19 protein-coding genes are annotated in these 25,737 nt (G+C 70.0%); 12 read left to right on the forward strand and 7 right to left on the reverse strand.

The window, feature by feature from the left end:
* Positions 1-18: 18 nt before the first annotated feature.
* The 3 genes from ACZ63D_RS36595 to ACZ63D_RS36605 all read left to right on the forward strand — a co-directional run bounded on the left by ACZ63D_RS36595 (position 19) and on the right by ACZ63D_RS36605 (position 3,402).
* Positions 19-1,698: a DUF885 domain-containing protein gene (locus ACZ63D_RS36595; protein WP_465358906.1), complete on the forward strand. Its 1,680-nt coding sequence runs from the start codon at positions 19-21 to the stop codon at positions 1,696-1,698.
* A gap of 57 nt (positions 1,699-1,755) precedes the next feature.
* Positions 1,756-2,244: a GNAT family N-acetyltransferase gene (locus tag ACZ63D_RS36600; RefSeq protein ID WP_465358907.1), complete on the forward strand. Its 489-nt coding sequence runs from the start codon at positions 1,756-1,758 to the stop codon at positions 2,242-2,244.
* 222 nt (positions 2,245-2,466) lie between these two features.
* Positions 2,467-3,402 carry a DMT family transporter gene (locus tag ACZ63D_RS36605; RefSeq protein ID WP_465358908.1) on the forward strand — a complete coding sequence of 312 codons (936 nt, stop codon included), beginning with the start codon at positions 2,467-2,469 and terminating at the stop codon, positions 3,400-3,402.
* On the opposite strand, the gene ACZ63D_RS36610 is transcribed toward ACZ63D_RS36605, so the two are convergent.
* Together ACZ63D_RS36610 and ACZ63D_RS36615 are read right to left on the reverse strand one after the other, a co-directional pair.
* Entirely contained in the window at positions 3,341-3,916 is a 576-nt protein-coding gene (locus ACZ63D_RS36610) for a GNAT family N-acetyltransferase (RefSeq protein ID WP_465358909.1), read from the reverse strand. The two genes, ACZ63D_RS36605 and ACZ63D_RS36610, sit on opposite strands and share 62 nt — an antisense overlap.
* Positions 3,913-4,437 carry a YbaK/EbsC family protein gene (locus tag ACZ63D_RS36615; RefSeq protein WP_465358910.1) on the reverse strand — a complete coding sequence of 175 codons (525 nt, stop codon included), beginning with the start codon at positions 4,435-4,437 and terminating at the stop codon, positions 3,913-3,915. The genes ACZ63D_RS36610 and ACZ63D_RS36615 overlap by 4 nt, the downstream gene beginning before the upstream one ends.
* A 1,091-nt stretch (positions 4,438-5,528) precedes the next feature.
* Between ACZ63D_RS36615 and ACZ63D_RS36620 the strand changes: the two genes are divergently transcribed.
* The 4 genes from ACZ63D_RS36620 to ACZ63D_RS36635 all read left to right on the forward strand — a co-directional run bounded on the left by ACZ63D_RS36620 (position 5,529) and on the right by ACZ63D_RS36635 (position 9,905).
* The gene (locus ACZ63D_RS36620; protein ID WP_465358911.1) at positions 5,529-6,080 is read left to right on the forward strand and encodes an SAV_6107 family HEPN domain-containing protein; all 552 of its coding nucleotides are present in this window, start codon (positions 5,529-5,531) and stop codon (positions 6,078-6,080) included.
* A complete protein-coding gene (locus tag ACZ63D_RS36625; protein ID WP_465358912.1) occupies positions 6,070-6,834 on the forward strand; it encodes a maleylpyruvate isomerase N-terminal domain-containing protein in 765 nt (254 codons plus the stop codon). Before ACZ63D_RS36620 ends, ACZ63D_RS36625 begins: the two co-directional genes overlap by 11 nt.
* A gap of 265 nt (positions 6,835-7,099) precedes the next feature.
* Positions 7,100-7,723: a VOC family protein gene (locus ACZ63D_RS36630; protein ID WP_465359014.1), complete on the forward strand. Its 624-nt coding sequence runs from the start codon at positions 7,100-7,102 to the stop codon at positions 7,721-7,723.
* A 1,273-nt stretch (positions 7,724-8,996) separates the two neighbouring features.
* Positions 8,997-9,905: a GNAT family N-acetyltransferase gene (locus tag ACZ63D_RS36635; protein WP_465358913.1), complete on the forward strand. Its 909-nt coding sequence runs from the start codon at positions 8,997-8,999 to the stop codon at positions 9,903-9,905.
* Here ACZ63D_RS36635 and def read toward each other — a convergent pair.
* The 3 genes from def to ACZ63D_RS36650 all read right to left on the reverse strand — a co-directional run bounded on the left by def (position 9,838) and on the right by ACZ63D_RS36650 (position 16,442).
* Positions 9,838-10,338 carry a peptide deformylase gene (def, locus tag ACZ63D_RS36640; RefSeq protein ID WP_452074446.1) on the reverse strand — a complete coding sequence of 167 codons (501 nt, stop codon included), beginning with the start codon at positions 10,336-10,338 and terminating at the stop codon, positions 9,838-9,840. The genes ACZ63D_RS36635 and def overlap by 68 nt on opposite strands.
* Positions 10,339-10,496: 158 nt before the next feature.
* Positions 10,497-15,158, reverse strand: a complete 4,662-nt coding sequence (locus ACZ63D_RS36645) for an ATP-dependent helicase (protein WP_465358914.1) — start codon at positions 15,156-15,158, stop codon at positions 10,497-10,499.
* A 78-nt stretch (positions 15,159-15,236) separates the two neighbouring features.
* Positions 15,237-16,442 carry a hypothetical protein gene (locus ACZ63D_RS36650; protein WP_465358915.1) on the reverse strand — a complete coding sequence of 402 codons (1,206 nt, stop codon included), beginning with the start codon at positions 16,440-16,442 and terminating at the stop codon, positions 15,237-15,239.
* A gap of 141 nt (positions 16,443-16,583) precedes the next feature.
* Here ACZ63D_RS36650 and ACZ63D_RS36655 point away from each other — a divergent pair, with 141 nt between their 5' ends.
* From ACZ63D_RS36655 to ACZ63D_RS36670, 4 genes are all read left to right on the forward strand, one after another.
* Positions 16,584-18,413 carry an Hsp70 family protein gene (locus tag ACZ63D_RS36655; protein ID WP_465358916.1) on the forward strand — a complete coding sequence of 610 codons (1,830 nt, stop codon included), beginning with the start codon at positions 16,584-16,586 and terminating at the stop codon, positions 18,411-18,413.
* Positions 18,414-18,447: 34 nt separating this feature from the next.
* Positions 18,448-18,642 carry a DUF3046 domain-containing protein gene (locus ACZ63D_RS36660; protein ID WP_037713086.1) on the forward strand — a complete coding sequence of 65 codons (195 nt, stop codon included), beginning with the start codon at positions 18,448-18,450 and terminating at the stop codon, positions 18,640-18,642.
* 246 nt (positions 18,643-18,888) lie between these two features.
* Positions 18,889-19,932 carry a recombinase RecA gene (recA, locus tag ACZ63D_RS36665; protein ID WP_465358917.1) on the forward strand — a complete coding sequence of 348 codons (1,044 nt, stop codon included), beginning with the start codon at positions 18,889-18,891 and terminating at the stop codon, positions 19,930-19,932.
* A gap of 524 nt (positions 19,933-20,456) precedes the next feature.
* Positions 20,457-21,002: a regulatory protein RecX gene (locus ACZ63D_RS36670; protein ID WP_465358918.1), complete on the forward strand. Its 546-nt coding sequence runs from the start codon at positions 20,457-20,459 to the stop codon at positions 21,000-21,002.
* 63 nt (positions 21,003-21,065) lie between these two features.
* Here ACZ63D_RS36670 and eda read toward each other — a convergent pair whose 3' ends face one another.
* The gene (eda, locus tag ACZ63D_RS36675) at positions 21,066-21,689 is read right to left on the reverse strand and encodes a bifunctional 4-hydroxy-2-oxoglutarate aldolase/2-dehydro-3-deoxy-phosphogluconate aldolase (protein WP_465358919.1); all 624 of its coding nucleotides are present in this window, start codon (positions 21,687-21,689) and stop codon (positions 21,066-21,068) included.
* Positions 21,686-23,626, reverse strand: a complete 1,941-nt coding sequence (edd, locus tag ACZ63D_RS36680) for a phosphogluconate dehydratase (protein WP_465358920.1) — start codon at positions 23,624-23,626, stop codon at positions 21,686-21,688. Before edd ends, eda begins: the two co-directional genes overlap by 4 nt.
* 242 nt (positions 23,627-23,868) lie before the next feature.
* Between edd and ACZ63D_RS36685 the strand changes: the two genes are divergently transcribed.
* A complete protein-coding gene (locus ACZ63D_RS36685) occupies positions 23,869-24,741 on the forward strand; it encodes a helix-turn-helix domain-containing protein (RefSeq protein ID WP_465358921.1) in 873 nt (290 codons plus the stop codon).
* The last annotated feature ends 996 nt before the right edge of the window (positions 24,742-25,737 follow it).

The following is a 25,737-nucleotide window of genomic DNA, read 5'->3' on the forward strand; positions in this document are numbered from 1 at the left end:
GCCGGTAGCGTGCCGGACATGGCTTCCACCGAACAGAGCGTTCCGGAGATCTGCGACCGGTACGTCGACGATTACGTGGCCGTGGACCCGGTCGCGGCCACCATGCTCGGCGTCGCGGGCTACGACGACCAGCTGACCGACTATTCGCCCGCCGGCCACGACGCCCGCGCGGACTTGGCGCGGCGCGCGCTGGCCGCCGTGACCGCCGCGGAACCGGCGAACGCGGGGGAGCGGGTCGCGAAGGCCGTGTTCACCGAACGGATCGGCCTCGAGCTGGAGATCCACGGCGCCGGTCTCGACGCCGCCTCGCTCAACGTGATCGAGAGCCCGGTGCAGGGCCTGCGCATGGTCTTCGACCTGATGCCGACCGACACCCCGGACGACTGGGCGAACGTCGCGGCCCGGCTGCCGAAGGTGCCCGAGGCGCTCGCCGGGGTCCGCGCGTCGCTGCTGGCCTCGGCCGACAAGGGCCGGGTTTCGGCGCTGCGGCAGGTTTCCAAGGTCGCCGAACAGTGCGACACGTGGGCCGGGCTCAAGGACGGCCCCGGTTTCTTCGCCGGCATGGTCGCCGACGCGGGGGTTGATTCGCTCAAGTCCGAACTGGCCGCGGGCGCGCGGGCGGCGGATGAGGCGTTCGCGGAGTTCGCCGGATTCCTGCGCGCCGAGCTGGCCCCGAAGGCCCCGGTCAAGGACGCCGTCGGCGAGGACACCTACCGGCTGTGGTCGCGCTACTTCATCGGCGCGGAGCTGGACCTGCGCGAGGCGTACGAGTGGGGCTGGCACGAATTCTCCCGCCTCGAAACGGAAATGCGCGCGGTCGCGAACCGCATCAAGCCCGGTTCGACGCCCGCCGAAGCCGCCGCAGCGCTCGACGCCGACCCGCGCTACCGCGTCCAGGGCCGCCCGCAGTTTGAAGCGTGGATGCAGCAGTTGTCCGACGACGCGCTGAAATCGTTGCGCGGCAAGCACTTCGACATCCCGGACCGGCTGATGGCCCTGGAGTGCAAGATCGCCCCGCCCGGCGGAGGCGTCGGCGCGTACTACACCGGCCCGAGCGAGGACTTCGCCCGCCCCGGCCGGATGTGGTGGTCGCTTCCCGCCGACCGCAACGAATTCACCACCTGGCGCGAGGTTTCGACGGTCTACCACGAGGGCGTCCCGGGCCACCACCTGCAGATCGCGACGGCGGTCAACCAGGCCGAAACGCTCACGAAGTACCAGCGGCTGATGACCTTCATCTCGGCGCACGGCGAAGGCTGGGCGCTGTACGCGGAACGCCTGATGGAGGAACTGGGCTACCTGTCGGACGACGGCGACCTGCTCGGCATGCTGTCCGAACAGCTGTTCCGCGCCGCCCGCGTCGTGGTCGACCTCGGCATGCACCTGGAGCTGGAAATCCCGGCGGGCACCGGATTCCACGAGGGCGAGCGGTGGACGCCGGACCTGGGCCTGGAGTTCATGCTGACCCGCACGATCACCGACCAGGCGCACATCCGCGACGAGATCGACCGCTACCTCGGCTGGCCGGGCCAGGCCCCCGCGTACAAGCTGGGCGAACGCCTGTGGCTCGCCGCCCGCGACGAGGCCCGCGCGCGGCAGGGGTCGGCGTTCGACATCAAGCAGTTCCACACCAAGGCCCTGCAGATGGGCGGCATGGGACTGGACACCCTGCGCGAGCAGTTGGCGCAGCTGGACTGAGGCTGGTTTCCCGGGCCAGCTGTTTTTTCGCTGGCCCGGGAGTCTCGCTGTCTGATGATGACCGCTCAGCACATTAAAACCGTCCGGCTGGATCTGCTGCCGTTGTCCGTCTCGCACGCCGAGGAGATGGCTTCCGTGCTGTCCGATCCGGCCTTGCACACCTACATCGGCGGTGTGCCCGACTCGGTGTCGGCTCTCCGTGCGCGTTACCGGCGCATGATCGCGGGCTCGCCCGACCCGGGAGTTTCCTGGCTGAACTGGGTGATCCAGCTCCGCGATTCCGGCCTGGCAGGCACCGTTCAGGCGACGATTCGCGATTCGGTCGCCGAAATCGCCTGGGTGGTGGGAACTCCGTGGCAGGGCCGGGGCATCGCCACCGAAGCCGCCCGAGGGCTGGCCGACTGGTTGTTTCACCAGCCAGTCGACGCGATCATCGCCCACATCCACCCGGAAAACGCCGCTTCGGCTTCCGTCGCCGCCGCGATCGGGCTTACCGCCACTGACGAGCAGCAGGACGGCGAGATCCGCTGGCTGCGCACGCGATGAACGCACGAAATCCGTTGGCCGTCTCTTCGGCGGCCGGTTAGGCTCCCGCCCGTGCACCGGATCTTCCTCGTCACCCCACCCCCGCGCGCCTGAGCGGGGTAGTTTCCGCCGCGTGCGCCCGAAACCGGGCCCGCGGCCGCTGGGTGCTGCCGTGAACCGGCCGAAGCGCACTGCCCCGCGTCGTCGATCCCCGATTCCTTCGACGCAGGAGCCCTCTTCCGTATGTCTGTTTCCGTACCTTCGCGCGCCCGCTCGACGGCCGCCCTCGTCCTAGCCGGCGTGCTCTGGGGAACCGGCGGTCTGTCCGGTTCGCTTCTCGGCCAGCAAGCTGGGTTGCATCCGCTGGCTGTCGCCACCTACCGCCTGCTCATCGGCGGTGCCGCGAGCGCGGTCTCCGTCGCCTTCACCGGCGGACTTCGCCTCCCCGCCAAGCAAACCTGGCGTCGGCTCATCCTCATCGGGGCACTCTTCGCCCTCTTTCAAGCCAGCTACTTCGCCGCCGTCGCACTCAGCTCAGTCAGCGTCGCGACCATGACCACTATCGGCAGCTCGCCGGTCGCGCTGGCCGTAGCGTCCGCCATCCGAACCCGCCGCGCTCCGCGTGTGACGACACTGCTGTCCGTCCTAGGCGCTGTCGCCGGTTTGGTGTTGCTGCGCTGGTCCCCGGACTCTGTCGCACAACCCGCGGGAATCCTCTTCGCCCTGCTCGCTGGCGCAGGCTTCGCCGTCCTGACGACAGTCACCGCGAAGCCCGGCCTGGATCCCATGACGACCACCGCGTACGGCTGCCTCATTGGCGGTCTGCTGCTCACGCCCGCCGCAGTATGGCTGGGCATGGCGCTTCCGCTTCGGCTGGACGTCCTGCTCGTAGCCGCCTACTTCGGCCTCGTACCGACAGCAGCCGCGTACGCCGCGTACTTCCGCGGCCTAGCCGGTGCGCATCCCGTACTTGGCGCCCTGTCGGCACTGATCGAACCGCTGACCGCGACCGTGCTGTCCGTCGCTTTCCTCGGCGAACGCTTGGGCGTGCTCGCCTGGACCGGTGCAGCCTTGCTGGTCGCGGCCCTGGCCGTCGGCTACTGGCGCCCCGAACCGGTCAGCGCGGCTCGACCGGAAGCGACCGTCCCAGAATCGCGAACGGCCGCGGATCGCCCGTGAACTGGTAGTCGCGCAGCACGTCGACGAACCCCATGCGCCGGTACAGCTTCCACGCCCGGCTGGTGCCTTCCGGCGTGGAGAGCAGGACGTTCGCGCTGGGGACGCCGTCGAGCAGCCGCCGCAGCAGGTCCTCGCCGATCTGCTTGCCCTGGTTCTCCGGGCGCACGTGGATCTCGGTGAGCTCGAAGTAGTCCGACAGCCAGCGCTCGGCCTCGTCCGTCCCGAAACGGCGGGTGAGGCCGTGCCGGACCTGCTCGTGCCACCACTGCCCGGCGCGGCCCTTGTAGCCGTACGCGATGCCGAGCAGGACGCCGTTGTCGTCGAGGGCGGCCATGCAGCGCCAGCCCTCGCGCAGCGCGTGGGTCAGCCACATCGGCGCGCGCTGTTCCGCCGTGCCCTCGGGGTAGTGCATGGCGTTCACGTAGATCGCCAGCGCTTCCGGCAGCCGGGACCGGAACTCGTCGGCGGAGAACTGCACGTAGCGGGAGCACCCGGAGGAGGACATGGCGGTCACAGTCGACCATCCTCCCCTTCTCCCGCGAGATCGCCAGGGGTGCCCCCGGTGAGCGTGACGAGCGCGTCAAACGTCGTCGGAAAGACCGATTTCGGATGCCCCGCCGCGGCCCACACCTCGGAGTACCCGCGCAACGCCGTGTCCACGAGCGTGACGAGCCGCTCCGGATGCCCGACCGGCGCGACGCCCCCGATCGGCTGCCCGGTGTGCTCCCGCACGAACGCCGCGTCCGCCTTGCCGACCTCCACGACCCCGGCAAGCTCCGCCAGCAGGGATTCCTTCGCCCGGTGCGCCCCCGAAGTAAGCGCGAGCAACGCGACCTCAGTCCCGTCAGTGGTGCGGGCCCGGAAAACCAAGCTGTTGGCGATAGCGCCGACCGGCACGCCGAGCGCCTCCGCGGCCTGCGCGGCAGTGCGCACCTCGGCGGGCAGCACCCGCACTCCGTCAGCGGCGGCGTGCTGCCCGGCCTCGCCCAGCGCGGCGGTGACCTTGGCGACAGCGGGATGGTCGTGGGTGCTCACCCGGTTATGAGACCACGCCAGTGCAGTCGTGTCCCGCACCACGTGCCCGGATTCCGCCAGCGGGGTTGAGCGGACCGGCTCGCGCGGCTACTCTGGATTTAGATCGAACAGACGTTCGATACCCGGTGGGAGTCGCACCGGCCGGTCCCGGGGTGGGGGAAGCACCTCGGGCCCCCGGCCGGGCCCACCCGAGCAGGAGGAGGGTCGCCATGTCCGTCTCGGCAGTGTCCCCCGCGGACCATGCCGCCGAGGCCCGCCCAGACCACCCTGGCGCGGCTGGCGAACAGCTGACGTTCGGCACGCCGATGGGTGAGTCGACGGCCGAACCGCGCGGGCCTAAGGGCGGATCCGCCGCTCTGGCCGCTTCGCCAAGCTCGGCTTCGGTGACCAGCTCCGCCCGGCCTGCCGGGGAGCCTGTCCTCGACCTGTGGTCCGCGTCGGAGAACGGTTCTGAGGTGTCGCAGGCTTCTGCATCGAGTTCAGCTCAGTCCGCTTCGGAAGGTGGCCAAGGCCCGCAGCCTGCGGCGGGAAGCACTTCCGCGGTGTCGGCGGCTCCGGTGTCTGGCGCTGGCCAGCACGACGTTCGAGAAACGGGTCTGTCGTCTGCTTCGGCGGCCAGTTCTGCTGGATCTGCTTCGGAGGCGGGCACGCGTCGGCCGTCTGCGGCGGGGAGCGCTTCCGTGGCGTTGCCGATTCCCGTGGCTGGCGCTGACCAACCCCACGTTCGACCAACCGAACCCGAGATGTCGTCCGGTGCGGTGGCGAGCTCCGCTGAATCGGCTTCGGTAGCTGCCCCGGGTCGGCGGCCTGCGGCGGTAAGCACCTCCGCCGCGTTGCCGATTCCGGTATCTGACGCTGGCCAGCCCCGTGTCCAAGCAACGGAGCCCCGCCCGTCCGCTCCAGCAGACAGCGCAGCCCACCCCGCCGCGAAAACCGGCCCAGCCGCGCAAACCCGCGACTCCGCAGCACCGTCAGCTCCCCAGCCCGGCCCTGCCCAGCCCACCGCTCCGGCAATCCACCCCGCGCTGCCCCTCACGCCAGAGACCAGCCCCACCGCAGCGCCCCACCCCGAGCGCACCCCCAGGCCAACCGTGCACCACGTCCCCGAACCCACCCTGCCCAGTTCCCCGCCCCCGAGGCAGGTCGTCCACCGCACCCGAGCTGCGGTCCGGCCCTCCGCCGAACCGTCCACCCGCCGCTCCAGCGCCCAGGGTCAGCCCCAGCTCCCGCTGTCCCTGCGCCCGCCGGCCGCGCCCGAGGCAGTCGCCCTCCTCGCCCAGGCCAATCGCGGACTCGACCACGCGGTCAACGAACGAGACCCAGCCGAACGCTTCATCGGCGCCTACCTGGCCGCCCTGCGCGGAGCCGGGGCGGTGCTCGCCGTCCGAGGCCGTCCGCGCCGGGGCCGGGGCCGTCCCGCCAGCGGCTGGGTGCTGCTCGACGCCGTAGCCCCCGAGCTGCGGGAATGGTCAGCGTTCTTCGCCGACCATTCGGAAACCCGGGCCGCCGCCGAAGCCGGCATCACCGGCCGCGTCAGCGCCGACCTGGCCGCGGGCCTGCTGCAGGCGACCGCCCAGTTCCTCGAACTGGTCCGCCGGGTCGTGCACGGCCTGCCGATGTCCGGGGAAGCTCATGTCGCGTGAACTCGGCACGGTCGACCACGGACGACTGCTCGAGGCGTTCTCCGTGGAGGCGCGGCTCCTGGGGGAGGTGGCGCACTCGGCGTCGCCCGATTCGCCGGTGCCCACCGCCCCCGGCTGGACCCTGAACGAGCTGCTCAAACACGTCGGCGGCGTGTACTGGCAGGCGCTCGGCTGGATTCGCGAAGGCCGCCGCCCCGAAACGTGGCGCGACCCCCCGCCCGGCCAGCCAGTGGTCGATTTCTACTCCGTCGCCCGCACCGAGCTCGAGGTTGAACTGGCTGACCACGACCCGGCCACCCGGGCCGCCACCTGGTGGTCCGCCGATCCGACCCACGGTTTCTGGCGCCGCCGCATGCTTCACGAAACCCTCGTGCACCGGGTGGACGCCGAAAACGCGGCCGGAATCGACGACTCGGCAGTCCCCGACGATCTGGCCGCCGACGGCGTCGACGAGGCCCTCACCCTCTACTTCGGACACAAGCTCACCACCATGGGCATCTCGGGAACCCGAAACGGCACAGTGGGTTTCCACACCGGAGGCCACAGCTGGATCGCGAGAGCGGGCCCCGGCGAGACAGAGGCCTGGCGCTGCTCACCCCGAGAAGCCGACGCCGCGGACGCGATCGTCACCGGCTCGCCCTCGAACGTGTACCTCTGGTTGTGGGGAAGAGTCCCGGTGACCATGGTCCACACCGACGGCGACCACGAGCTGTCCGCCCAGGCCTGGGCCCTGCTGCGACTGGCCACGAGATGACCGCCGAGAACCGAAAGCGGGGAAGCTTCCCGGTTCCTCCGGCTGCCTTCTGACTGGACCACCGTGGCGATCCGGCTGTGCCGGCAAGCGCGATACCCCCGCGCTTGCCGGCACAGTTCTTTCCCCGCATCCCGCTGCGCCGCGGTTTTGTCGGCCCGCCCCGTTACCGTGGCGGCATGGCACCACGTCTGGTTAACCTCTGGCCACCGCCGCCGAACAACCGGCACGCCTGGCCCGCTTCTGGGCCGGCCTCCTCGGCTGGCAGCTGACCACGGACGTCACCGTCCAGCCCCCAGCAGCTGACGGCTGCGACCTCAACCTGGTCTTCGCCCAGTCGTCCTGCCCGAAGACCGGCAAAAACCGTCTCCACCTGGACCTCTCCAGCAGCTCCGCCGAAAACCAGCGCGAAACCGTCGCCCGAGCCGTCTCCCTGGGCGCGCGCCCGATCGACATCGGCCAGCGTGACGTCCCGTGGATCGTCCTCGCCGACCCCGAAGACAATGAATTCTGCGTCCTCGAACCCCGCGAGGACTACGCCAATTCCGGTGCCCTGGCCGCGATCGTCGTCGACGCGGAGGACCCCGCGCGCCTCGCCCGTTTCTGGTCCCCGCTCACCGCGTGGCCGATCGCCGCCGAACAACCCGCCATCACCACCCTGCGCAACCCCACCGGCCGCGGCCCCGCCCTCGAATTCCTCCGCGCGAAAACCCCGAAAAACGGCAAAAGCCGCCTCCGCCTGGACCTGGCCCTCACCCTCGACGACGACCTCGCCACCGAAACCCGTCGCATCCACACCGCCGGTGCCCGCCTGGTCGCCAGCGATCAGCCCCGCCAAACCGACTTCACCGACCCGGAAGACAACGAATTCCGCCTCCTCGCCCCACGCTGACCCGCGCCCCCTGTTTCCCGCAGATCACACACTTCCGGCCACCCTCTGACACACCCGAAACACCACAGAACGCCCCCGGTTACGTGCGTCGGGAACGGTAAGTCCCATGGACATGCCTTCTACGCCCCGCAGCCTTTTCGCGAACGCCCTCCCCGTCGAGCCCGCACACCTCCAGCGTGCTCGTCCCGAACTAAACCCCGTTCACCCCAACGAAAACCCGCAAACGACCCGCGCCTGGCGAGTGCGCGTACGCTCCGACGACCACCCCGGAACGCTGGCCCGCTTCGCAATCCGGCTAGCCGACCTCGAATGCCGCGTCCTCGGCCTCACCAGACACCCAGCCCCCGGCGGCGTCCTAGACGAATTCGTCCTGCGTCCAGCAGCAGGCCTGCCCCAGCACCTTTTGCTAGACGCCCTCCGCGACGAAGGCGGCGATTGCCTGGGAATGACCGAAACCACCATCCCCGATCCTCACGTCCCGGTTACCGCCCCGCCCGCCGCCGATGAGCCGATCACCGACGCCTGGGAACTCCTCACCCCGATCACCGACCCGAGGACAACCTCCGAAGCCGATATCCGGAACCTCCCTGTCCCTTCAACAACTGCGCTCCCCGAAGCCAAGGAGCCACCCGCCGAGCCCCCACCCGATGCCCCGGGTGCCGGGGAAAGAACCTCGGAAACTGCCAGGCACTACGGTGTTCCGAGCGCAACGACGCCCCGTGCAGGCGTGGAGAAGCGTGCACACCAACTCCACGATGGTGCTCCGACGGCCACTGCGGTCCTCACTGACGGGGATACGCGGGCGGCTCTCGCGCGCGAACTCCGCACTCCTTCACCAGCGTCGCCCGCCGGTCGAGAGGCTGCTCCTAAGACCAGTTCGGGGGAACGCAGTATTCAGGCGAAGGCTCTCCCCACTGCGGAAAAACCGCCCCCAAATGTCGTCACTATTGACCGAGAGGCCGTTTCCGACGCTGATGTCTCCAGCCTCTCTCACCTCACCGCCCCGGAAAAGACGTACCCCAAAGACGCCGCTCCGGGCGCCATCGCGCTCCCCGTCACGGGGGAGTGGTGCATCGGCGATGTCCGGGACTCGCCTGCGCTGACTGGTCGCGCAGCTGGTCCTGGTACCGACGCCGGAGAACGTCAGATTCCGCGGTCACCAGAACTTCCCGCCGCCGACGAGTCGCAGAGCGGAGCGGATATCCGGGACCGGCCTTCCCCGACAGCACCTCCCGTCCCCGCTCAGGGAAAGACGGCTGCTGGAGCTGGAGAGTTGCGTGCTCCAGGCACCACCGGACGAGAGGCCATCGCCGAAACCACCGTTCGCGGCCTTCGCGACTCGGCCGCAACGGCCCTCGTCGCCGCTCGGCGGGCGATCGCCGATCCCGGCTGCCGAGCCCCGATGCTGCGGATGGTCCTCTCCGCCGACCTCGTCACGATCGTCCCGGCAACCGAAGCCAACCCGGGGCGCACGGAAGGCGGGCACCGCGCGGTCTTTCCCTTCGGTGACGGACAAGCGTTCGTCGCCCGCCGAAGGTGGGTGGCCTTCGCCGAACCCGAACTCGCTCAGGCGACAGCGTTCCTGGAACTGCTCGCCGCAGCGGAGAAGAACGTAGCCGGGCCGGTAGTGCTCGACCGTCCAGACGGCGCGGCGGTTGTCCTGCGCCTCGGCACTCCGCGAGACGTCGACGCGATCGGCGCGGTGCATCTGCGGTGTTCGGCGAAGACGTTGTTCAACCGCTACCACACCGGCCTGCGCACGGTTCCCCGAAAGTGGCTGCACCGCTTGCTCATGCCGCCGCGCGGAACCAGCTTGCTCGCGGTGTGCGGCCGAGACGTGATCGGGTTCGGACAGCTGATTTCTCAGCTCGACGGCACGCCCGAGGTGTCCCTGCTCGTCGAGGACGCGTGGCAGCGAAAGGGAATCGGCACCGCGTTGCTCGCGCGGCTGGCCGCCCTCGCCGAGGCCGCCGGGACCACGGAGCTGACCGCGTTCTGCCTCCCCGGCAACGACGCTATGGCCCGGACTGCCGTTCGCGCCGGACTGCAGGTCGAAACCAACCCGGACGACGGCACGGTGCTTCGGCTCGTCACCGCCCGGACGTCGTCGCCGGTCAGCGGTTCCAGAACCAGTCTTTGCCCCGCGCCTCGCGCAATGCCTGCTTCTTCCGTTCGGGGGTGAGCCGGTCGAGATAGAGCTTCCCGTCGAGGTGGTCGGTTTCGTGCTGGAGACACTGGGCCAGCACGTCGACGCCCTCGACCTCGATCGGCTCGTTCCGCAGGTCGACGCCGCGCACCACGGCGTGCTTCGCGCGGACCGTCGGGAACCACAGCTCCGGCACGGACAGGCAGCCCTCGCCGATTTCGTGCGTTTCCTCGGAGAGGTGGACGATCTCCGGGTTGATGACATATCCGGTCAGCCCGCCGACGTCGTAGCTGAACACCCGCAGCCCGACCCCGATCTGCGGTGCCGCGAGCCCGGCCCTGCCCTCCGGCTTCACGCTGTCGAGGAGGTCCTTCACCAGCGCCTCGATCTTGCTGTCGAAGGTGGTCACCGGGTCGCACACGGACTTGAGCACCGGGTCACCGAAGTAGCGCAACTCGCGCATCGCCATGATCGAACGTCCTTTGTCCACCGGGGGGCCACGAGAAGTCTAGTGACACCACCTGCTTCCCCGACGCGGGTACACCGGGCACGCCCGACGGCACCGACCTCTCGGCGGAACCACGGGCCGCACGCACTCGCGTTGTGGCCGAGCAGCACCGGCAAAAGTCAAGCTCTCAAACGGAGTCCCTTCGGCGTCGCGCGGAAGCCGGCTTCCTGGAGGATCTCGGCCAGCTCCGAGGTCAGGGCGTGTTCTCCGTCCGCGCGCTGGACGGCCAGCTGACCCAGCCAGCCTTCCCGGACCGCGGTCGACAACGCGGCCGCGGCGGCTTGCAGCGAGCCGCGTTCCTCGGTGAAGCTCAGCAAGGAGCGGCCGCCGCGTTCGACATACAGGGCCGGGACCCCGTCGACCAGCACCGCCAGCGCTCCGGCTTTCCGCGCCGGGCGGTGTTTCGTGTCACCCGTCGCGGCAGGCCAGGACAGAGCCGCACCGTATGGCTGCGCTGGGTCCGCGGCGGCGAGAACAACCGCTCGGGCGTTGTCGTTTCGGCCAGCAGGGGAGGGGGCCGTGCTGGACAGAGCACGCAGCCGGTCGACCGCGCCCTTCGCGGCGAACTGTGCGGCACCCAGACCTTCGACGACATAGCCGCGGATGACCTGTCCGGTGTCTTCCATGCCGCGCAACACCTTGTAGATCCCGGAAAATCCGCCGGTGACCCGTTCGGTGTCGAGCGCGCCCCGGGTGAGGACGCCGTGCCGTTCCAGGAACGCCTCGGTGCGGGCATGGGCACGACGAGTCGGATCGGCCTCCCGCGGCGGGGTCAGCGCCCAACGACCCGCCACGGTCGGCGGCCCGGTGCGCGAAGGCATCGCCGGACGGCCGGCGCGCATCCGGGCGTATCGGCCGCGGGGCGCTTGTCGCCGCGGTTTGTGCGCGCCGTGGCCAGCGACCTGCGCGCGCAGCGGCGCGAGCGTGTCGCCGGTGACCAACCCGGCCCACACCAGGTCCCACAGCGCGGCCACCACGGCCCCGTCGTCCGGCGGTTGCTCCAGACCCGGCGTGACGCGGTCGACGAGCTGCCGGAAGAACAACGCTCCGCCTTCCAGCGCCGCCACGATCGCTTCGTGCAGCGGGCTGGTCGGCGGATTCTCCTCGACCTCGGGCAGCAGGAGATCCGCGACGTCGGACGGAGCCAGCGCCAGCCAGCCGTCCCCGCCGGCGAGAGAGCCGCAGCCCGCCCAGGTGACCTCGCCCGCGGTGGTGAGTTCGTCGAGCAACGCGGGGAAGTAGCCCGGCAACCGGCTCGGCAGGATCAGCGACTCGACCGCGCTCGCCGGCAAGGGCGCCCCAGCCAGCTGTTCGACCACCGACAACACGTCGTCGGCCGTCGGCGCGGACCGCAGGCGCGCGCCGATTCCGTGCCACGCGGGCAAGAACCGGCCCAGCGCCGCCGGTTCCACGGGCTCGACCTCTGCCCGCAGCCGGGCGAGCGACGCCCGCCGCAACCGCCGCAGTACGGCCGCGTCGCAGTATTCGACGCCCACGCCATGGGTTTCCGGATGCCCGACCGGACTCAGCTCGCCGCGGACCAGCCTGCCTTCACCGGTGAGCCGGTCGAGCACGCCGGTGACGACGGCGGTGCCCAACCCGAACCGATTTGCCGCGGCTGTCGCGGAGAACGGACCGCGGGTCCGCGCGTAGCGGCCGAGCAGGTCGCCCAGCGGATCCGCCACCGGCTCGGTGAACGCCTCGGGCACGCCGACCGGAAGCGCGACGCCCAGCGCGTCCCGCACCCGCCCCGCGTCCTCGATGGCCAGATAGCGTTCCTCGCCGCCGATGCGCACCTGGATGGCGCGCCGCGCCGACGCGAGTTCCTCCAGCCATTCCGGCTGGATCCCTCGTTCCGCGGCTTCCGCGACGGACAGATCGCCGAGGAACCGCAGCAGGTCGGCCGCGTCCTCCGCCGACCGGGCGTGCCGATCCGGATCGAGCCGCTGCAACGACCGTTCGACCTCGGCCACGGCTTCGGGATCGAGCAGCTCTCGAATCGCCTCGGTGCCCAGCAATTCCGCCAGCAGCGCGGAATCCAGCGACAGCGCGGCGGCTCGCCGTTCGGCCAGCGGAGCGTCCGTCTCGTACAGGAACATCCCGACGTAACCGAACAACAGGCTTCGAGCGAAGGGCGACGGGGCCGGCGTCTCCACCTCGACGAGCCGCACCTTCCGCGCCCGGACGTCGGACATCAGCTCCCGCAGGCCGCCGACGTCGTAGACGTCCTGGAGTACCTCGCGCATGGCCTCCAGCACGACTGGGAACCGCTCGTACTTCGCCGCCACCGACAACAGCTGCGACGCTCGTTGCCGTTGCTGCCACAACGGTGTGCGCCGACGAGGGTCCCGGCGCGGCAGCAGCAGCGAGCGTGCCGCACACTCCCGGAACCGCGCCGCGAAAACCGCCGAGCCGCCGACCTCCGCCACGATCAGCTGCTCGACCTCCTCCGGATCCAGCAGGACGTCGTCGGCGGTGATGGCGACTTCGCCGCCGTCGGCGTCGAGGGCGTCGGGCAGCCGCAGCACGATGCCGTCGTCGGAATGCGCCACCTGGGCGTCAACGCCGCGGTTTTCCCGCAACCGCGCGGCGATCGCGAGCGCCCACGGAGCGTTCACCTGCGCGCCGAACGGCGAGTGCAGGACGATCCGCCAGTCGCCCAGTTCGTCGCGGTAGCGCTCGAGCAGGATGACGCGGTCGTTGGGCACGTGCCGGGTCGCCGACTTCTGTTCTTCCAGATACGCCAGCAGGTTGTCGCAGGCGCGCTGGTCGAGCCCGGCCGCGGCGGCCCGGTCCCTCGCCGCCGCGGTGTCCGAAGTGGACAGTTCGCGGACGAACGCGCCGAGCGCCCGCCCCAGTTCCAGCGGCCGTCCCGCGGCGTCGCCCTTCCAGAACGGCATCCGGGCGGGCTGGCCGGGAGCGGGCACGACGATCACCCGGTCATGGGTGATGTCGGTGATCCGCCACGACGAGGTGCCGAGCAGGATCGTGTCGCCGACTCGCGATTCGTACACCATTTCCTCGTCGAACTCGCCCACGCGCGAGCCGGGTTTGCCCTCGTCGCCCGGCGTCATCACGGTGAACAGCCCGCGGTCGGGGATGGTGCCGCCGGACGTGACCGCCAGCCGTTGCGAACCCGGCCGTCCGCGCAGCTCGCCGCCGACCCGGTCCCACGTGATCCGCGCCCGCAGCTCGCCGAACTCCTCGCTCGGGTAGCGGCCGGCGAGCATGTCGAGAACCGCGTGCAGCGCGTCGTCCGGCAGCGAACTGAACGGCGCCGCGCGCCGGACGAGCGCCGCCAGCTCCGGCACCGTCCACGGTTCGAGCGCCACCATCGCCACGACGTGCTGGGCGAGCACGTCGAGCGGATTGCGCGGGTACCGCACCGCCTCGATCGCCCCGGTCGCCATCCGTTCCGCGACGACCGCGCACGACACCAGATCGCCGCGGAACTTCGGGAACATCACGCCGGACGACACCGCGCCGACCTGGTGCCCGGCCCGGCCGACGCGCTGCAGCCCGGACGCCACCGTGGGCGGGGCCTCGATCTGCACCACCAGATCCACCGCGCCCATGTCGATGCCGAGTTCGAGCGACGACGTGGCCACCACGCACGGCAGCCGCCCGGATTTCAGTTCCTCCTCGACATGGGTGCGCTGCTCGCGGGACATCGACCCGTGGTGCGCCCGCGCGATGACCGGCTCCGCGCCGGTCGTGACTCCGGACTGCCCGACCGCCTCGGCCGGGAACGCATCGCTGTGAGACAGACCGGTCTGCTCGGACGCGAGTTCGTTGAGCCGCGCGGTGAGCCGTTCGGTGAGCCGCCGCGAGTTGCCGAACACGATGGTGGAGCGGTGTGCACGGATCAGCTCCAGCACCCGTTCCTCGACCGCGGGCCAGATCGACGGCCGCTTCACCGCCGCGCCCGCGACCTCCTCCTGGGTGCCGATCCCGCCCTCGGACGGCAGTTGCGTCAGCGACGTGAGGTCGTCGAGCCGCTCCATCGGCGACGGAGCCGGACCGTCGAGGTTCGCCATGTCCTCGACCGGCACCTCCACCCGCACCTGGATCGTCTTCGCGAGCTTCGGCTGCACCACGGTGACCGGACGGCCGCCGGCGAGGAACGCGCTCACCTCGTCGATCGGGCGCACGGTGGCCGACAGCCCGATGCGCTGGGCCGGTTTGGGCAGCAGCGCGTCGAGCCGTTCCAGCGATAACGCCAGGTGCGCGCCGCGTTTGCCGCCCGCGACGGCGTGCACCTCGTCGACGATGACCGTCTCGACGCCCTTCAACGATTCCCGCGCCGAGGACGTGAGGATGAGAAACAGCGACTCCGGCGTGGTGACCAGCACGTCCGGCGGGGTCTTCCCGAACGACCGGCGCTCCGCCGCCGTGGTGTCGCCGGTGCGCATGCCGACCTCGATCTCCGGCGCGGACAGGCCCAGCCGGTGCGCGGCCTGGGAGATGCCCGCCAGCGGCGCGCGCAGGTTGCGCTGCACGTCGACCGCCAGCGCTTTCAGCGGCGAGACGTACAGGATCCGGCACCGCTCGCGCGGGTTGGCCGGCGGCGGTTCCGCCGCCAGCCGGTCCAGTGCCCACAGGAACGCGGACAGCGTCTTGCCGGACCCGGTGGGCGCCACGACCAGGGCGTGCTGCCCGGCGTGCGCGGCCCGCCAGGCCCCTTCCTGCGCGGCCGTCGGGGCGGCGAAGGCTCCGGCGAACCAGGTGCGGGTCGCCGGGGAGAAGAGGTCGAGGACGTCGTTTGCCACGGGATCCATCATGCGCGGCGCCCCCGACAATTTCCGGGGCCTGGGCAGGACGACCCGGGGCGGACCCCCTTGTGTGGGTGACCGATCGGCTTAGATCGCGTACTTCCACACGGTCAGCGAATAGGCCGAATACCACGCCCCGACCAGCACGAACACGGTTGTCGCGGCGATCATCGTGGACTTCTTGCGACCGGCCAGCCCCATCGCGACGGGCAGCAGGAGCGCGAACCCGGGAAGCAGGAACCTCGATTTCAAAGCGGGCAGCCCGGCAGTGCACAGGACCAGCACCACGACGCCTGCCGCGTAGGCGGCCAGCGGCCACGGCATCCGGCGACCGGTCACGGAGATGACCGCGAGCGCGATCGCCGCCAGTGTCACGAGCACGACGAGCGTCTCCCACGCGTTGCCCGAGGTGAACAGCGTCTGCGTGATCCACTTCCAGGCTTCGCCGCCGGCGTCGAACCGCGTGTTCCAGCCGCGCAGTTCCACGTCCTGCCAGCCGGTCAAGCTGCCGGTCTGCACGGCCACGAACGTCCAGTACCCGAGCAAGCCGAGCGGGGCGACGAAGACGCACACGAGAGCGTTCCACCGCTGCCTGTTCCGCCATACGTCGATGGCCGCGGCGATCACCACGACAGCGACCAGCACACACGCGGTGGACCGGGTGAGCCCGGCGAACAGCGTCGCGATGGCAGCGAGGTACCACCTGCGTTCGAGCACGCCGACCAGCGCCCACGCGGCGAGCGCGGTGAAGAGCGCTTCGGTCATCACCATGCTTTCGGCGATCGCCATCGGCGCGGCACCCCACAGCACGGCGAGCAGCAACCCCGCTCGCTGGCTGTGGACGAACCGGCCGATCCGGTACATCGCCATCGCCGCCGCTGTTCCGGCCAGCGTCGACAGCAGGACGCCCGCCCCGTAGTAGGTCACCCCGGGCAGCTTCTCGAGCAGCCTGGTCAAGGCCGGGTACAGCGGAAAATAGCCGTACGACGCGTCGGGATACGGCAGCCCGGCGGCGTCGAGCGGATTGCTCACGCCGGTGTAGTTGTGCTCCGCGATCTGCAGGTACCACCAGCCGTCCCAGGCCTGCAGCCGTTCGCCGAACGGCAGGTCCCGGGGCGCGGCCATGGCGGCGAGCGCGCCGAGGCCGGCCAGCCGCACCACGAGGTACAGCGCTGCCGCGCGCAGGTAGCCGGAACGGCCCCATCTGCCCGCCGTCGCCCGCCACGAGCGCGCCGGGCCGTCCGCCGCCTGCTCGACCTGTTCCCGGCGAGTCTTGTCCACAAGCTCTGTCATTGCCTCCCCGTCCCTGGAAGACGAGACGTTCTCACGTTGGCCGGGGTTGCGCGCGTCGCGAGTTTCGCGGGTCCGCACGCACGGTGACCGGTCACGTGGCAGCATCTCCGCCAGCGCTGCTTGAGTCGAGGGGAAATTACTGTGCGGATCCTGTCGGTGGACCTCGGGACGTCCAACACCGTTGCCGTCCTTTCCGCGCACGGCAGGCCGCCACGCGTCGTCGAGGTCGACGGGTCGGCCAACATGCCCTCCGCGGTCTTCGCCGGGGAAGACGGCACGCTCATGGTCGGCCGGGACGCCGAACGTCGTGCGCGGCTCGACCCGACGCGGTTCGAGCCCAACCCTAAACGGCGCATCGACGAGCAGACGTTGCTGCTCGGCACGGATGTGGTGCCGGTCAACGAAGCGCTCGCCGCGATCCTGCGCCGGGTGCTCGACGAGACCACGCGCCAGCTCGGCGGCGAACAGCCGGACGAGGTCCGGCTCACCCACCCCGCGCAGTGGGGTCCGGTGCGCCGCAACGTGCTGCTGAGCGCGGCTCGGCTGGCCGGTGTCCGCGGAAACGTCGTCCTCGTGCCGGAGCCAGTCGCCGCCGCGGCGCACTTCGCGTCGTTCCCTGAGCGCGCGTTGGCTCCAGGGCAGGCTCTCGCGGTGTACGACCTCGGCGCGGGCACGTTCGACGTCGCAGTCGTCGGCGCGAACCAGAACGGCTACACGGTGCTCGCCGAAGACGGTCTGCCCGACCTCGGTGGCCTCGACGTCGACCAGGCTCTGATGGTCCACGTCGGACGTGAGGTGTCGCATTCGGACCCGCAGCGCTGGCAGCGGCTGCTTCGTCCCGAGTCCACTGCGGACCGGCGTACGCGACGCGCGCTGCAAGAAGACGTGAAGGCCGCGAAGGAGGCACTGTCTCGGCATCCGCAGACAGAGGTGCCGATGCCGGAGCCGTTCAAGGACGTGCTCGTCACGCGCGGAGAACTCGAAGGCTTGGTGCGTCCGGCAATGCTGCGCAGTGTGGAGCTGCTGTCGCGGACACTGCGTTCGGCGGGGCTGACCTCGGATCGGCTTGCCGGCATCTACCTCGTCGGCGGTTCGAGCCGGTTGCCGCTGGTCGGGTCGATGATCGCGGAGAAGCTCGGCGTCGTTCCCACGAGCCTCGACCAGCCTGAGACAGCCGTCGCCTTGGGCGCGCAGCATGTCGCTAAAGACGGCCTCTCGATGCGTACGCAGAACGTAGAGGGTCAGGTGGCGTCAGGCGCGCCGTACGCGCCGCCTTCCGCGCCGCAGGGCAACTACGCGGGGTACTCGCCGACGCAGCCGCAACCGATGCCGCAGTTCCAGTCTTCGCCGGCACCGTCCAACTTCCCGACGTACACGCCCGCTGCGCCGGAGAAGAAGGGCCGCACCAAGCTGTGGATCGGTATCGCGGCGGCTGTGGTGATCGTGCTCGCAGCGGGCTTGACAGTGTTCCTGACCACAAAGGGCTCGTCGGTGACGACGTACACCGCAGAAGAGTGCCGTACGCCGGGCCAAGCCGACTCGTCCGGCATGACCGGCTGTATGCGTCAACTGGCCGGCAAAGTCGCTGACAACGGCGGCTGTGCTCCTGGCATGGGCAACGGTCCCGCCGCGCCAGCGAAGAGCCTCGGGCCTGCGTCGACGTGCGCTGCGCCGGGGCGTGCGGGCACTCAGGTGACGTACGTGCAGGGGCAGTCGGCTGCGGAGTTGAAGCAGTACACCGACGGACTGCTCGCCTCCGCGGGCGGCGATCGCACCGAAGCGGACTGGAAGGGCAACGCCCTCGAAGGGCACTACGCGGCGGCGGCCGGGCAGTCCTCGGCGGTCCTCGTGTTCACCGTGAAGGACCGGCCGCTCGTCGGGTTCCTCTATCAGGTGAATTCCGGCGGGCAGGCGGCCACGCCGGGCGCGCTGGCCGACTACTTCGAACAGAACGTCCAGCCGGGGGAGTGATCCCCGTTCGCGCGGGAAAGCTAGCATTCGCCCGATGCGTATCACGGTGTTCCGACGGCTGATGGCCGAGGAGTTCGGGTCCGGACGCGCCGAGATGCTCGCCAAGGACCACGTGTTCAGCGGGCTCGGCGGGCGCACGGTCGAAGAAGCGCTGAGCGCGGGAACGCCGGCCAAGGAGATCTGGCGAGCGGTCTGCGTCGAGTTCGAGGTGCCGCCGGAACGGCGCTGACCTGGGGTTTGCCGGTTCCGTCCGGCGCGAAGGGGGAAAACCGCGGCGGATGGGCGTGTCGCCGCGAGCCTCGAACACCTGTTCGTCTATGGTGTTGTGCACAACGGGGCCAGCGATCCACAGATCGGTCGCCGCGCCTGGAATTGTCGGTCCCTCCCCGTAGCGTCGGACCGGACAGAGCTTGAACCGCAAGCTTGATCTGGACAACCGAACACACACAGGCCCCAACCAGCGAGGTGGACTTCCATGCCAGCAGCACCCGACAAGGACAAGGCGCTCGAGCTCGCCCTTGCGCAGATCGACAAGCAGTACGGCAAGGGCTCGGTGATGCGCCTCGGCGAGGAGTCCCGTCCGCCCATCGCCGTGATCCCCACCGGCGCGATCGCCCTCGACGTCGCGCTCGGCATCGGCGGCCTGCCGCGCGGCCGGGTCGTCGAGATCTACGGACCGGAATCCTCCGGTAAGACCACGGTCGCCCTGCACGCGGTGGCCAACGCCCAGCGCAACGGCGGCATCGCGGCGTTCATCGACGCGGAGCACGCGCTCGACCCGGAGTACGCGAAGAAGCTCGGCGTCGACACCGACGCGCTGCTCGTGTCCCAGCCGGACACCGGCGAGCAGGCGCTCGAGATCGCGGACATGCTGATCCGCTCCGGCGCGCTCGACATCCTGGTCATCGACTCCGTCGCGGCCCTCGTGCCGCGCGCGGAAATCGAGGGCGAGATGGGCGACTCGCACGTCGGCCTCCAGGCCCGCCTGATGAGCCAGGCGCTGCGGAAGATCACCGGTGCGCTGTCGAACTCCGGCACCACCGCGATCTTCATCAACCAGCTGCGCGAGAAGGTCGGCGTGATGTTCGGCTCGCCGGAGACCACCACGGGTGGCAAGGCGCTGAAGTTCTACGCGTCGGTCCGGCTGGACGTGCGCCGCATCGAGACGCTCAAGGACGGCGGCGAGCCGGTCGGCAACCGCACCCGCGTGAAGGTCGTCAAGAACAAGGTGGCCCCGCCCTTCAAGCAGGCCGAGTTCGACATCCTCTACGGCATGGGCGTCTCGCGCGAGGGCTCGCTCATCGACATGGGCGTCGACCAGGGCATCCTGCGCAAGTCGGGCGCCTGGTACACGTACGAGGGCGACCAGCTCGGCCAGGGCAAGGAAAACGCCCGCCGGTTCCTGCGCGACAACCCGGACATCGCCAACGAGATCGAGAAGCGCATCAAGGAGAAGCTCGGCATCGGCCCGCAGGTCGACGCCGAGGCCGAGGCAGTGCCCGCGCCGGTCGACTTCTGATCCGGGGAGGGGAGGGGATCGGCAGGTTCCCTCCCCGGTGCTCGGGCCGTTCTCGGGCCGAGCACCGGTCCGCTGCCGAAGCCGAGGCGGTTCGCCGTGACGGCATCGCCGAAGTGCGGCGTCGTCGCCGGGCGCGGCGTTGTTGCCGGGCGCGGAGGCATCGCCGGGCGCGGCGGTGTTCCGGATGCGTCGGAACTCTGGTCCCAGCCGGGAAGATTTCTCCGGCAGGGCGGGCGTGGTTCAGTGGCGGGCCGCGAGCGGACTGCGGTGCGAGCCGGTCGGCGTGGTGCGCAGGATCGGCCCGAGGCCGTGGAAGTACCGGCAGGCAGAGCGGGAACACCGGCAAGCAGAGATTGCCGGATACGAGTGGTCGCTGTGAGGCTTGTCGGTCCGCACCGGTGCGAGTTCGGCGGCTTTCGCTCGCCGGGACTCGCGCTCGGGTCGTGGCGGCGTCCGGCGGCGAAACGGATGAAGAGGTGACGGCGTCGTCGTCCGAGGACGATGCCGGGAAGAGGAGTTCGGTCGTGGCCAGGGCACCGAAGGTCGAGCCGTCGGAGTTGCCTCCGGAGGAGCGGGCCAAGAAGGCCAAGGAGATCTGCTTCGACCTCCTCGCCGCTCGGCCGCGGACTGCCGACGAGCTGCGGCAGGCGTTGCAGCGCAAGGGTTTCGACAGCGAGACCGTGGAAACCCTGCTCGGCAAGCTCGACCGTGCCGGTCTCGTCAACGACGCTGAATTCGCCGAAACCTGGGTCCGCAATCGGCATGCCAACCAAGGGCTGTCGCGTACGGCGCTGGTCGCGGAGCTGCGGCGCAAGGGCGTCGACGGGGAGATCGCGGCACAGGCGGCGGAGGAAATCGACCGGGACTCCGAAGAACAGCGCGCCCGCGAGCTGGTGCGCAAGAGGCTCGGGTCGCTCGGAAACGTAGACGAACAGACCGCCATCCGCAGGCTGCTCGGGTTCCTCGCGCGGAAGGGCTACCCGCAAGGCTTGGCGTACACGGTGATCCGGGACGAACTTCGCGAATTCGGAGCGGAAGCCAGCATGCTGGACGACGTCACCGTCGAGTGATCGGCCTGCGGCACAAGGAAACCCGCCGCCTCCAGCGCGAAAGCGACGGGTTTCCGAAACGGCTCAGCGAAGCGCGGCCGCTTCGGCGGCCAGCTTCTCGATCGCGGCGAAGTCCTTAGCTGCCAACAGTTTCGCAGGGGTCAGCCACGATCCGCCAATGCAGCCGACATTCGGCAGCGCCAGATACGATGGGGCCGACGACACCGTGATCCCGCCGGTCGGGCAGAACTGCAGCTGCGGCAACGGTCCCGCGATCGACTTCAAGAACGCCGCGCCTCCGCTGGCCTCCGCCGGGAAGAACTTCAACGCGCTCAGCCCGCGTTCGGCCAGCCGCATCGCCTCCGACACCGTGCTCGCGCCCGGCAGGAACGGCAGCCCCGTCGCGAACGCGGCGTCCAGCACCGCGTCCGTGCAGCCCGGCGTCACCAGGAACTTCGAACCCGCGTCAGCGGCCTGTTTCGCCTGCTCCGGCGACGTCACCGTGCCGGCGCCCACGACGATGTCCGGCACCTCCGCGGCCACCCGCTCGATCGCGGTCAGCGCGACCGGCGTGCGCAGCGTCAGCTCGATCACCCCGATCCCGCCCGCGAGCAGGGCGCGGGCCGTCGGCACCGCGTCGTCGACGTCGTCGATCACCACGACGGGCATCACGGGGGACAGGGCGAGCAGGTCCGTGCCGGTGGTCACTGACCGACCTCCTGGGTCTGGAGAGCATAGGGGGACTCGCCCATTGTCCCGTTTCCGAATGGCGGAACGCCCCGGGCGAGGTCCAGCTCCGGCGTGAGCGCCCCGAACACGCTCGCGCCCTGGTCAGCCGGGCCGACCGCACGCCGCAACGCACCGAACAGCTCCCGCCCGGTCCCGCTCCAAGCGGCCTCCGACGGCGGGGCGTCCGACAGGTCCCGGCTCGCCAGTTCGTCGTCCGCGACCAGCACGTCCAAGCTTCCGGACCGGGCGTCGAACCGGACCACGTCCCCGTCGGCGATCCGGGCGATCGGCCCGCCCACCGCGGCCTCCGGGGTCACCTGAATCGCCGCCGGAACCTTGCCCGACGCACCCGACATCCGTCCGTCGGTGAGCAGTGCGACCCGGAAACCGCGGTCCATCAACACGCCCAGCGCTGGGGTCAGGCCGTGCAGCTCCGGCATGCCGTTCGCCTGCGGCCCCTGCTGGCGCAGCACCACGACCACGTCCCGATCCAGCTCCCCGGCCTCGAACGCGTCCCGGAACGCCTCCTGTGACGTGAAAACCCGTGCCGGTGCCTCCACGAAGCGGTGCTCCGGAGCGACTGCCGACACCTTCGTGACCGCCCGGCCCAAGTTGCCCTCGACCATCCGCAGCCCGCCGTCCGGAGCGAACGGCCGCCACACCGGACGCAGCACCTCTTCGTCGAGGCTGCGCGTCGGCACGTCACGCCAGACCAGCTCGCCGTCCGACAAGATCGGCTCCTGCGTGTACCGGCGCAGACCAGGACCCGCGACGGTGAGCACGTCTTCGTGCAACAGTCCCGCGTCGAGCAGTGTGCCGACGAGGAACTGGATGCCGCCGGCCGCGTGGAAGTGGTTGATGTCCGCGCTGCCGTTCGGGTACACGCGCGCCAGCAGCGGCACGACTGCCGACAGGTCCGAGAAGTCGTCCCAGCTCAGCTGAATCCCCGCCGCCGCGGCGATCGCCACCAGGTGCATCGTGTGATTCGTCGATCCCCCGGTGGCCAGCAGCGCCACGATGCCGTTCACGAACGCCTTCTCGTCCAGCACCTGCGAAATCGGCGTGTACGCCTCGCCTCGGGACAGCTCGACGACCCGCCGGCCAGCCTCTTCGGTCAGCGCTTGGCGCAACGGCGTGTTCGGCGGCACAAAGCTCGCACCGGGCAGATGCAGGCCCATCACCTCGACCACCATCTGGTTCGAGTTGGCGGTGCCGTAGAAGGTGCAAGTGCCAGCTGAGTGATACGAGGCGGCTTCCGCGTCGAGCAGGTCTTCCCGCGTCGCGAGCCCCTCGGCGTACAGCTGCCGCACCCGGGCTTTTTCCTTATTGGGCAAACCGGAATTCATCGGCCCAGCAGGCACGAGAATCGCAGGGAGATGCCCGAACGACAGCGCACCGATCAGCAATCCCGGCACGATCTTGTCGCACACACCCAGCAGCAACGACGCGTCGAACATGTCGTGCGACAACGCGATCGCTGTCGCCATCGCGATCACTTCGCGACTGAACAGCGACAATTCCATGCCCGGACGACCTTGCGTGATGCCGTCGCACATCGCGGGCACTCCGCCGGCGAACTGGGCCACCCCTCCGGCTGCACGGACTGATTTCTTGAGCCAGGCCGGGTACTCCTGCATCGGCTGGTGAGCGGAGAGCAGGTCGTTGTAGGAGGACACGATCGCCACGCCAGGCGCGCGCAACTGGCGTAGGGCCTGCTTGTCGACGCCGTCCATGGCGGCGAATCCGTGCGCGAGGTTGCTGCAAGCGAGGCCGCGGCGAACCGGCCCCTCCTCGAAAGCGGCCGCGCTGCGGGCGAGGTACGCCGCCCGCGTGTCCGCACTGCGCTCGGCGATCCGGTCAGTGACGTCGGCAAGCACACGGTGCACCGCGGCGGTCGGGTTCGGGCTGCTGCTCATCTCAAGCTCCCGGCTCGTGACGGGTTCGCGAGACGGCGGCGCTGACGTCGCGGGAACGTGACGGTGCACACGGTAACCCGAAAACCTGCCGGAAACAAAATCGATTCAGAACCCCTACGCGGTGCTGGAGCCGATCCAGCTGCCGCAGCAAGTGTCTGCGGTTGCTGACGATATGTGGGTGTCAGCGGTTGATGACAGGCACTATCCGCACCTGGAGGTGGTGGATGGTGCGAGATTCGAAGATGCTGACTCAGCAGGAGCGCAGCTTGGCCGCGGCTTTACGAAATGTCCGGATCGAGGCGAGCTCCGGTTTGCGAGAGCTGGGCCGGTGGGTCGGGGTGGACCCAGCGCTGTTGTCGAACTGGGAGCGGGGCGAGCGCGTCCCGACGCCGGAGGACGTAGCGGGCGTGCTGGGCGCGCTCGGAGTGGTCGGGGAGCGGAAGGCGCGGATCATGTCGCTGGCGCACAGCGTCGCGGGTTCGAGCCGATTCATTTTCGGGCCGCAGGCGTGCACGATGCTGGTCGCGCGTGAACAGGATGCGACGTCAGTGACGCTGTGGGCTCCGTTGTTGATCCCGGATCTCCTGCAGATCCCCGACTACGTGCGGCTGGCGTTCGGCCCTGGCCTGCGGGACAAGGGCGTTCTGGAACAAGTTGTAGAGAATCGCTTGTCCCGCAACGGGATTCTGTTCGGTGCGGAGCCGATCGCGGCGCAGATGTTCGTCGGCACCGAGGCGCTGAGGAACCATTTCGGCGACGCCGAGGTAATGCTGCGGCAGGTGCGGTATCTCATGGAGGTCTCGCGGACCGTGACGATCCGCGTGGTCTCCAACCAGGCCGCGACAGAGGACGCGTTCAGCTTGTATCAGCAGCGAGATGACTCGGCAGTCGCGTATTGCCCGCACCACCACGGCGGCCTGTTCCTGTCCGGTCGCCAGGCCGCTCCGTACGCGGAAACCGTCGAACGACTGGCCGCGTCCGCGCTGTCTCCAGCCGATTCGCTGGCTCGGTTGTCGGCCGCTGTGGCGGGGTTCGCGAAGGAAGTGAAAACTCAACGGCTGGCGAACGATGCCGGACTGACGAGACTTCTAGCGGGTGAGGATCCGGCCGACTAGCGGGCTGGTTGGGGACACTCGGCCCCCGTTCCTGATCCGGCGCGGGCTGGACCCTTCCGCGCCCGAAGGCGACTGCACGCCGTAAGCAGCGAGGAACTCTCTGCGTGCTCAGTCTTCGGGCGCGGGTTCACGCTCCGTGGCAAACCCGCGTCATGGAGACGAGTTGCAAGGGGGATGAGGCGATTGGCAGCGACGTCTTCCGTCCGTTAGCCGAACCGGAACCGGCGGCCTGAGTTGTTCGGCTGACGTCCTGGTGACGTCCCAGACCCCACTTTCGGCCCCTATCTAGTCATAAATCCCCAGGTCAACCGGTACAGGATGCTTCCTTCTGGTAAATGTGCTACTTCTGCCGACTGGGCTCGCTGACCTGGGTGTCTTCGCCTGCGTAGCTCTCTGACCTGCATTTTCGCGTCGGTCGGGTCTGGTTGAGTCTGGTCCGGTTTGGACCTCTGACGGCCCACAGACGGCCCAAGGCCGGTCCGCCCGAGTCCTTTGTGGATGGTGGCGGACCGGCCTTTAGCTGTGCCTGGCGACCGGCTACGCAGAGTGGCAGCCGCGGGAGGAGTCGGGCGGTCTGATCCGTCGTTCTCGCCCTTGCCAGCTTGAGTGCGGCGGTGCCGGGGTCAAGGGTGAGCGAAGCTCATCGCGAAGCGACGCCGGAGGCGCCCTTGATGCCGGTGGCGCTGCGTTCGATCATCGGGCGCGAGGATGACGGCCCGACGCCGGAGGTGGGCGGCTGGGCTAAGGCTGTGGCTGCCTTGTCGTGGCTCCGAGAGCCGTCCGCGCCGCCTGCGGCAGTGTGCGCACCCTGGGCGAGTCTGCGGCGGGCTCGCCGGGCGGGCCGGCCGGAGCGCCAGCGGAGGCCCGCCCAGCCAACCGGCGAACCCGCCGTACGCGAGGTGACCGGTTGCGGGGGGGGGGGGGGGGGGGGGGGGGGGGTGGGGGGGGGGGGCGGGGGGGCGGGGGGGGGGGTGTTGTGGGTGTGTACGTTCTTTT

Source organism: Amycolatopsis sp. NPDC104775, from assembly GCF_055583325.1.

What these genes read in the sequence shown, in the direction of transcription:
- ACZ63D_RS36595 (WP_465358906.1), top strand. Translation starts at nt 19, where the DNA reads ATGGCTTCCACCGAACAGAGCGTTCCGGAGATCTGCGACCGGTACGTC.
- ACZ63D_RS36600 (WP_465358907.1), top strand. Translation starts at nt 1,756, where the DNA reads ATGACCGCTCAGCACATTAAAACCGTCCGGCTGGATCTGCTGCCGTTG.
- ACZ63D_RS36605 (WP_465358908.1), top strand. Translation starts at nt 2,467, where the DNA reads ATGTCTGTTTCCGTACCTTCGCGCGCCCGCTCGACGGCCGCCCTCGTC.
- ACZ63D_RS36625 (WP_465358912.1), top strand. Translation starts at nt 6,070, where the DNA reads ATGTCGCGTGAACTCGGCACGGTCGACCACGGACGACTGCTCGAGGCG.
- def (WP_452074446.1), bottom strand. Translation starts at nt 10,338, where the DNA reads ATGGCGATGCGCGAGTTGCGCTACTTCGGTGACCCGGTGCTCAAGTCC.
- ACZ63D_RS36645 (WP_465358914.1), bottom strand. Translation starts at nt 15,158, where the DNA reads ATGATGGATCCCGTGGCAAACGACGTCCTCGACCTCTTCTCCCCGGCG.
- ACZ63D_RS36650 (WP_465358915.1), bottom strand. Translation starts at nt 16,442, where the DNA reads ATGACAGAGCTTGTGGACAAGACTCGCCGGGAACAGGTCGAGCAGGCG.
- ACZ63D_RS36660 (WP_037713086.1), top strand. Translation starts at nt 18,448, where the DNA reads ATGCGTATCACGGTGTTCCGACGGCTGATGGCCGAGGAGTTCGGGTCC.
- recA (WP_465358917.1), top strand. Translation starts at nt 18,889, where the DNA reads ATGCCAGCAGCACCCGACAAGGACAAGGCGCTCGAGCTCGCCCTTGCG.
- edd (WP_465358920.1), bottom strand. Translation starts at nt 23,626, where the DNA reads ATGAGCAGCAGCCCGAACCCGACCGCCGCGGTGCACCGTGTGCTTGCC.
- ACZ63D_RS36685 (WP_465358921.1), top strand. Translation starts at nt 23,869, where the DNA reads ATGCTGACTCAGCAGGAGCGCAGCTTGGCCGCGGCTTTACGAAATGTC.